This is a genomic window from Cellulomonas biazotea (genome assembly GCF_004306155.1).
Lineage (GTDB): Bacteria > Actinomycetota > Actinomycetes > Actinomycetales > Cellulomonadaceae > Cellulomonas > Cellulomonas biazotea.
The window spans coordinates 1-6,009 of the sequence record NZ_BIMR01000033.1; the positions used below are offsets into that span (position 1 = coordinate 1).

A 6,009-nucleotide genomic window follows, 5' to 3' on the forward strand; every position below is an offset into this window, starting at 1 on the left:
GTGTCGACGAGCGCGCGCCGCGCGGTGTCCGCGGCGTCCCGGTCGGCCGCGGCGACCTGCAGCGCGACGGCGGCCGCCAGCGCGGCGGGGACGCTCACACCGCCGGGGAACCAGCGGTCCTCGTCCTGCGGGGCGACGGGGGAGCGGCGCACGCCGGCGCGGGTGACCAGGACCCCGAGGCCGCCCGGGCCGCCCCAGTCGCCCGCGTCGGCGGCGAGCACGTCCCAGTCGCCGCCGACGTCGACGTGCCCGAGGCTCGACCCGGCGTCCACCAGCAGCGGCACACCGGCCCGGGCCGCGGCGGCACGGACCTCGGCGGTGGGTTGCAGCGTGCCGACCTCGCCGTTCGCGTGCTGGAGCGCGGCGAGCGCGACGCCGGGTGCGGCGACGGCGGCGAGCATGCGGTCGAGGTCGACGCGGCCGTGGTGGTCCACCGGAACGGTCACGCGTGTCCCGCCCGACGTCGCGACGGCGGTGTCGGCGGCGTGCAGCACTGCGGCCCGCTCGACGGCCGGGACGACGACGTCCCCGCCGGCCCGGCGGCGCCCGCGGGCGACGGTGAGCACCGCGGTGTGCAGCGCGGCGGTGTGCGAGGGTGCGAGGTCGACGTCCTCGGTCCGCGCCCCGACAACGCCTGCGACGGCCTCGCGCGCCCCGTCGAGGAGCATCCGTGCCCGGCGACCCTCGGCGTGCAGGCGCCGGGGGTCGGCCCAGCCCTGGTCGAGCGCCTCGACGAACGCGGCGCGCGCCTGCGGGAGCAGCGGTGCGTGGCCGCCGGCGTCGAGGACGACGCGCGCGGTGGACGCCGGTCGTCCGGGCGTCCCGGCGTCCGCGGTGCGGTCTCCTGTAGCAGTGGCGTGCGTCACATGCGGGCGTTCGCGGCCGGCGCCGGCGGGGTCGTGGTCGTGCGGGCTCACCGTCGCACCGTAGCCCTGACCGGCGCGGACGGACGTGGCCGGGGGTCCCGGGTGGCGCGGCCGTCGCTGTGTGCGGCCTGTGGTGTGACGGTGCTGACACCGTGTCGTCATCCGGCGTCGTGCGGACGAAACGCGGTGGTCGGCGCGCTAGGCTGCACAGGTCGAGGACGAAGGTCCCGGGTGACGGCCGCCAGCAGCGGGGCCGGATGCTGACGGGACGCGAGTGAGAGGTCCCCCGTGCACCCGGAACACCCCCGCCGGACGCGCCGCCCGGCCCTGCTGACGGCAGGTCTCGCGGCCGTCGTCGTGGTCGCCCTGAGCGGTTGCTCCGATGTGGTCCAGCGAGGCTGGATGCCCGGCTCGTCGGACGCCGAGATCACCGACCAGACCGCCCGGATCGTCAGCCTGTGGCGCGGGTCGTGGATCGCCGCCCTGATCGTCGGCCTCATCACGTGGGGCCTGATCCTGTGGTGCGTCGCGGCCTACCGGAAGCGCAAGAGCGACAACGTGCTGCCGGTCCAGCTCCGCTACCACGTGCCGCTCGAGGTCATGTACGTGATCCTGCCGATCTTCATGGTCGGCGTGCTGTTCTACTACACGAACCGCGACGTCACGGCGATCCAGGACACGTCCGCCGAGGCCAACCTGCACGTCCAGGTCATCGGCAAGCAGTGGAGCTGGGACTTCAACTACCTCGACGACGACGCGTACGAGACCGGTGAGCACGCGCAGGGCGTGGGCGACCCGGGCTCGCTCGAGGACCAGGTCACGCTGTACCTGCCGGTGGACGAGCGCGTCGAGTTCACGCTCGACTCCCGTGACGTCATCCACTCGTTCTGGATCCCGTCCTTCCTCTACAAGATGGACATGATCCCGGGCAAGACGAACACGTTCCAGGTCACGCCCACCGAGGAGGGCACCTACCTCGGCAAGTGCGCCGAGCTGTGCGGCGAGTACCACTCCTCGATGCTCTTCAACGTCAAGGTCGTCTCCCGCGAGGAGTACGACGAGCACATCCAGGACCTGAAGGACAAGGGTCAGGAGGGCTCCCTGGGGCTGGAGTACAGCCGCCTGCAGGACCTCCACAGCGTCACCACCGAGGAAGAGGGCGACAACTGATGGCCACCGTCGCGGAGCACGTCCCCGGCCTGGCGCCCACGCGCCAGACGCTGGGGCGCACGGTGATCAAGTGGATCACCTCGACCGACCACAAGACGATCGGGTACATGTACCTGATCACGTCGTTCGTGTGGTTCGCGATCGGCGGGATCCTCGCCCTGCTGATCCGCGCCGAGCTCTTCACGCCCGGCATGGAGGTGTTCTCCTCCAAGGAGCAGTACAACCAGGCGTTCACGATGCACGGCACGATCATGCTGCTGCTGTTCGCGACGCCCCTGTTCGCCGGCTTCGCCAACGTGATCATGCCGCTGCAGATCGGCGCGCCCGACGTGGCGTTCCCGCGGCTCAACATGTTCGCGTACTGGCTGTTCTTCTTCGGCGGCCTCATCGCCGCCGCCGGCTTCCTCACCCCGCAGGGTGCGGCGTCGTTCGGCTGGTTCGCCTACGCACCGCTGTCCAACACCGTGTACTCACCCGGTGTCGGCGGTGACCTGTGGGTCTTCGGCCTCGCGCTCGGCGGCTTCGGCACGATCCTCGGTGCGGTCAACTTCATCACCACGATCGTCACGATGCGCGCGCCCGGCATGACGATGTTCCGGATGCCGATCTTCACCTGGAACACCCTGGTGACGTCGCTCCTGGTGCTCATGGCGTTCCCGCCGCTGGCCGCCGCGCTGTTCGCGCTCGGTGCCGACCGCCGCCTCGGCGCGCAGGTCTTCAACCCGGAGAACGGGGGCGCCATCCTCTGGCAGCACCTGTTCTGGTTCTTCGGCCACCCCGAGGTCTACATCATCGCGCTGCCGTTCTTCGGCATCGTCACCGAGATCCTGCCGGTGTTCAGCCGCAAGCCGATCTTCGGCTACAAGGGTCTCGTCTACGCGACCATCGCGATCGCCGCCCTGTCCGTCACCGTGTGGGCGCACCACATGTACGTGACCGGCTCGGTGCTGCTGCCGTTCTTCGCGTTCATGACGATGCTCATCGCGGTACCGACCGGCGTGAAGTTCTTCAACTGGATCGGCACGATGTGGCGCGGCAAGCTCACGTTCGAGACGCCGATGCTGTGGACCATCGGGTTCCTCGTGACGTTCCTCTTCGGCGGCCTGACGGGCATCATCCTGTCCAGCCCCGCCCTCGACTTCCAGCTCTCCGACTCGTACTTCGTCGTCGCGCACTTCCACTACGTCGTCTTCGGCACCGTGGTGTTCGCGATGTTCGCGGGCTTCTACTTCTGGTGGCCCAAGATGACGGGCCGGATGCTCGACGAGCGGCTCGGCAAGATCCACTTCTGGCTGCTGTTCATCGGGTTCCACACCACATTCCTCGTGCAGCACTGGCTCGGCGTCATCGGCATGCCCCGCCGGTACGCGGACTACTCGCCCGACGACGGCTTCACGTGGATGAACCAGCTCTCCACGGTCGGTGCCGCGGTGCTCGCCGCCTCCACCCTGCCGTTCCTCTGGAACGTCTACACGACCTGGCGCAACGCGCCCAAGGTCACGGTCGACGACCCGTGGGGCTACGGCGCGTCGCTCGAGTGGGCCACGAGCTGCCCGCCGCCGCGGCACAACTTCACGTCGCTTCCCCGGATCCGCTCGGAGCGCCCCGCGTTCGACCTGCACCACCCCGAGGTCGCCGCCATGGACTACGTCGAGCCGAACCCCGGACCCCTGGACTGGGAGGCCGACCGCCGCGGCGAGACCGAGGTGGCCGTCGACCGCGTCGTCGAGGGCAAGGGCGAGCCGGAGCAGTCGACGACCACGATCGTCGAGGACCAGCCGCAGGACCGCCGCGACGGCGGCAAGGAGGGTGACCGGTGAAGCTCGAGGCCAAGCTCTTCCTGTACGGCGTCCTGTTCTTCGTCCCGGTCGGCCTGATCTACGCGTGGTGGAGCGACGGCGAGCCCGTCGGCACCGTCGGCATCCCGCTGGTCGGCGGCCTCGTGGGCATGATCGGCGCCTACTTCGCCCTCCTCGCCCGCCGGATCGACGCGCGACCCGAGGACGACGAGTACGGCGAGATCGAGCAGGGCGCCGGCGACCAGGGCGTGTTCAGCCCGTGGAGCTGGTGGCCGCTGGTCATCGGCGCCGCGTCCGCCGTGGTGTTCGCCGGCCTGGCGGTCGGCTTCTGGCTCTCGTTCATCGGCATCCTGCTCGGGGTCATCGGCCTCATCGGCTGGGTGTTCGAGTTCTCCCGCGGGCAGCACGCGCACTGACGTCGTGTCGGTCGCACCGGGCACGCGCCTCGGACGACAGAGACCCCCTCAGACCCCTCCACGGAGGGGGCCGAGGGGGTCTCTTCTCGTTCCGAGGCTGGCGCCCGAGCGGGGCTCCCTGGGTGCCGGTCGAGGGGTGCCCTAGAGCGGCTCGACCGCGTGCGCCGCATCCACGTACGCCCCCGCGTCGAGGACCGGCACCGCGCGGCTGGCATCGACCTCGGCGGCGACGTCGACGTCAGCGCCGTAGCCCCACTCGACCAGCTCGATCCCCGTGCGGCTGCGGCGCAGCGCCCGGGCCGGTGAGGACGCCACCGCGCGCCACGCGTCGCACGCGGCCTCGGCGCGCTCGCAGAGGCGCACGCCCGGCAGGGCCTGCAGGGGTGCGAGGACGGCGCCTGCGCCCCAGACGTCCTCGGGGGCCTGCCGCACGGTGCCGTCCGGGCGGCGCTCGCCCGCGGCGACCACGGCGACCCGGGTGGGTCGCGCTGTCGTCCGGTCGCCGATCCACGTCGACACGGCGGCGGCGTTGCGCAGGGCGGCCGCGACGACCGAGCGGCCTGGCGTGTCGAGCAGCCGGCTCAACGTCGAGCCGTTGGGCGAGGGCAGCACGAGCCGGTCGAGGGACGCCGCACCCCGCACGGACACGGGGGAGAGGGACACGTCGCCCGGCCCGGCCGACGAACGTCGCACCGCCAGGACCGCCCCCTGCTCGGCGGCGAGCCGCGCCGCGCCCTCGTCGCCCGTCGGATGGGGCACGACGGCCGTGCCCCGGTCGGCCGCGACGGTGACCGTCGTGGTGAAGGACAGGACGTCGACGACCACCGCGATGTCCACGTCCGGCTCGAGCGAGCGGGCACCGAGCGGACCCCAGACGAGCTGCAGGTCGAGCGGAGGGCGGTCCGGCGACGGCATCCGCCCTTCCTACCACCGTGGCGGTCGACCGACCACGGCGTGCTCGTGCCGCCCTGGCCGGCCGTCCGGCACACACCCCGGCACGGGACGACGAAGGCCGCCCACCCCCCGGGGGAGCGGACGGCCTTGCGACGAGGAACGCGCCGGCGTCAGGCGGGGACGATCAGGCCCGCCGTCTGGGTGCGTGCGCGGTCGAAGCGCGCTGCGGCGTCGGCCCAGCTCACGATGTTCCACCACGCCTTGACGTAGTCGGCCTTGACGTTGACGTAGTCGAGGTAGAAGGCGTGCTCCCACATGTCGAGCACGACGACGGGGACGAGGCCGAGGGCGATGTTGCTCTGCTGGTCGTAGAGCTGCACGATGACGAGCTTCTCGCCGATCGAGTCCCACGCGAGGATCGACCAGCCGGAGCCCTGGATGCCGATGGCGTTCGCGGCGAAGTGCTTCTGGAACGCCTCGAACGAGCCGAAGAACTCGTCGATCGCCGCGGCGAGCTCGCCGGTCGGCTTGTCGCCGCCCTCGGGGGAGAGGTTCTGCCAGAACACCGAGTGGTTGACGTGACCGCCGAGGTTGAAGGCGAGGTTCTTCTCGTGCAGGTTGACGGCCGCGAAGTCGTCCGCCTCGCGCGCCGCCGCGAGCTTCTCGAGCGCGGTGTTGGCGCCCGTCACGTAGGCCGCGTGGTGCTTGTCGTGGTGCAGCTCCATGATCCGGCCGGAGATGTGCGGCTCGAGCGCCGCGTAGTCGTACGGCAGGTCCGGAAGCGAGTAGTCAGCCATGCGTGAGTACCTCTCCTGCGTCGGTGCGCGGTCGTCTGCTACGACCACGGGGTACGAACGGGTCGGG

Annotated in this window: 6 protein-coding genes; 3 read left to right on the forward strand and 3 right to left on the reverse strand. The window is 71.4% G+C overall.

Annotated features, from left to right (window positions below):
* Positions 1–917, reverse strand: a 917-nt coding sequence (locus CBZ_RS03230) for an aminotransferase class V-fold PLP-dependent enzyme (RefSeq protein WP_246013006.1), incomplete at its 3' end; no start/stop codon positions are given.
* A gap of 237 nt (positions 918–1,154) precedes the next feature.
* Between CBZ_RS03230 and ctaC the strand changes: the two genes are divergently transcribed.
* From ctaC to CBZ_RS03245, 3 genes are read left to right on the forward strand one after another with little or no spacing between them, the layout of a single operon-like run.
* Positions 1,155–2,036, forward strand: a complete 882-nt coding sequence (ctaC, locus tag CBZ_RS03235) for an aa3-type cytochrome oxidase subunit II (protein WP_130780165.1) — start codon at positions 1,155–1,157, stop codon at positions 2,034–2,036.
* The gene (gene ctaD / locus CBZ_RS03240; protein WP_130780166.1) at positions 2,036–3,856 is read left to right on the forward strand and encodes an aa3-type cytochrome oxidase subunit I; all 1,821 of its coding nucleotides are present in this window, start codon (positions 2,036–2,038) and stop codon (positions 3,854–3,856) included. The genes ctaC and ctaD overlap by 1 nt, the downstream gene beginning before the upstream one ends.
* Positions 3,853–4,251 carry a cytochrome c oxidase subunit 4 gene (locus CBZ_RS03245; RefSeq protein ID WP_130780167.1) on the forward strand — a complete coding sequence of 133 codons (399 nt, stop codon included), beginning with the start codon at positions 3,853–3,855 and terminating at the stop codon, positions 4,249–4,251. The genes ctaD and CBZ_RS03245 overlap by 4 nt, the downstream gene beginning before the upstream one ends.
* A gap of 141 nt (positions 4,252–4,392) precedes the next feature.
* On the opposite strand, the gene CBZ_RS03250 is transcribed toward CBZ_RS03245, so the two are convergent.
* Complete coding sequence (locus CBZ_RS03250; protein ID WP_130780168.1) at positions 4,393–5,166, reverse strand: 2-phosphosulfolactate phosphatase; 774 nt, start codon at positions 5,164–5,166, stop codon at positions 4,393–4,395.
* 149 nt (positions 5,167–5,315) lie between these two features.
* Entirely contained in the window at positions 5,316–5,942 is a 627-nt protein-coding gene (locus CBZ_RS03255; protein WP_130780169.1) for a superoxide dismutase, read from the reverse strand.
* Positions 5,943–6,009 lie beyond the last annotated feature (67 nt).

What these genes read in the sequence shown, in the direction of transcription:
- ctaD (WP_130780166.1), top strand. Translation starts at nt 2,036, where the DNA reads ATGGCCACCGTCGCGGAGCACGTCCCCGGCCTGGCGCCCACGCGCCAG.
- CBZ_RS03250 (WP_130780168.1), bottom strand. Translation starts at nt 5,166, where the DNA reads ATGCCGTCGCCGGACCGCCCTCCGCTCGACCTGCAGCTCGTCTGGGGT.
- CBZ_RS03255 (WP_130780169.1), bottom strand. Translation starts at nt 5,942, where the DNA reads ATGGCTGACTACTCGCTTCCGGACCTGCCGTACGACTACGCGGCGCTC.